Origin of the sequence: Pseudomonas sp. SG-MS2 (assembly GCF_009933855.1) — a bacterium.
Taxonomy (GTDB): Bacteria; Pseudomonadota; Gammaproteobacteria; order Pseudomonadales; family Pseudomonadaceae; genus Aquipseudomonas; species Aquipseudomonas putida_E.
Genome location: NZ_MOMO01000140.1, coordinates 1 through 1,228, shown reverse-complemented (window position 1 = coordinate 1,228; position 1,228 = coordinate 1). Strand labels below are relative to the sequence as shown.

At 59.8% G+C, this 1,228-nt stretch carries 1 protein-coding gene; it reads left to right on the top strand.

Features of this window, described 5'->3' with window-relative positions:
* Window positions 1-236 precede the first annotated feature (236 nt).
* Window positions 237-1,228, top strand: a 992-nt coding sequence (locus BLX42_RS12080) for a cbb3-type cytochrome c oxidase subunit I (RefSeq protein ID WP_161871840.1), incomplete at its 3' end; no start/stop codon positions are given.

The following is a 1,228-nucleotide window of genomic DNA, read 5'->3' as shown; positions in this document are numbered from 1 at the left end:
CCTGACGCCGCCTGGAAAAAAAGCTTGACCGATCGATCAGAAAAAGATGAAAAACGGTACACATTACAAATATTTATTTGTGTACAATCGCCCGAACCCTATTGCCGCGGGACACCGGCATAAGGGCCCGGACACGGGTCGGCGCAGGGCTCCTTGCGTTGCCATAACCCTGGCGGTTATCGATACTGGCGCCGATTTTTCAACCAACAAGAACACCAAAACCGTGGAACCTTAGAATGAGCACAGCAATCAGTCCGACTGCTTATAACTATAAGGTCGTCCGCCAGTTCGCCATCATGACGGTGGTCTGGGGGATCCTTGGCATGGGCCTGGGCGTTTTCATCGCCTCGCAGCTGGTGTGGCCGCAACTGAACCTGGACCTGCCCTGGACCAGCTTCGGCCGCCTGCGCCCCTTGCACACCAACCTGGTCATCTTCGCCTTCGGCGGCTGTGCGTTGTTCGGCACCAGCTACTACGTGGTGCAGCGAACCTGCCAGACCCGGCTGATTTCCGACAGCATGGCCGCCTTCACCTTCTGGGGTTGGCAGGCCGTGATCGTCGGTGCGCTGATCACCTTGCCGATGGGCTACACCACCACCAAGGAATACGCCGAGCTCGAGTGGCCACTGGCGATCCTGCTGGCCATCGTCTGGGTGACTTACGGGCTGGTGTTCTTCGGCACCATCGTCAAGCGCAAGACCAAGCACATCTACGTCGGCAACTGGTTCTACGGCGCCTTCATCGTGGTTACCGCGATGCTGCACATCGTCAACCACATCTCGCTGCCGGTGAGCCTGTTCAAGTCCTACTCGGCCTACTCCGGCGCCACCGACGCGATGATCCAGTGGTGGTACGGCCACAACGCCGTGGGCTTCTTCCTCACCACCGGCTTTCTGGGGATGATGTACTACTTCGTGCCCAAGCAGGCCGAGCGGCCGATCTACTCGTATCGCCTGTCGATCGTCCACTTCTGGGCACTGATCACCCTGTACATCTGGGCAGGCCCGCACCACCTGCACTACACCGCGCTGCCCGACTGGGCGCAGTCGCTGGGCATGGTGATGTCGATCATCCTCCTGGCGCCGAGCTGGGGCGGCATGATCAACGGCATGATGACCCTCTCCGGTGCCTGGCACAAACTGCGCACCGACCCGATCCTGCGCTTCCTCGTGGTATCGCTGGCGTTCTACGGCATGTCCACCTTCGAAGGCCCGATGATGGCCATCAA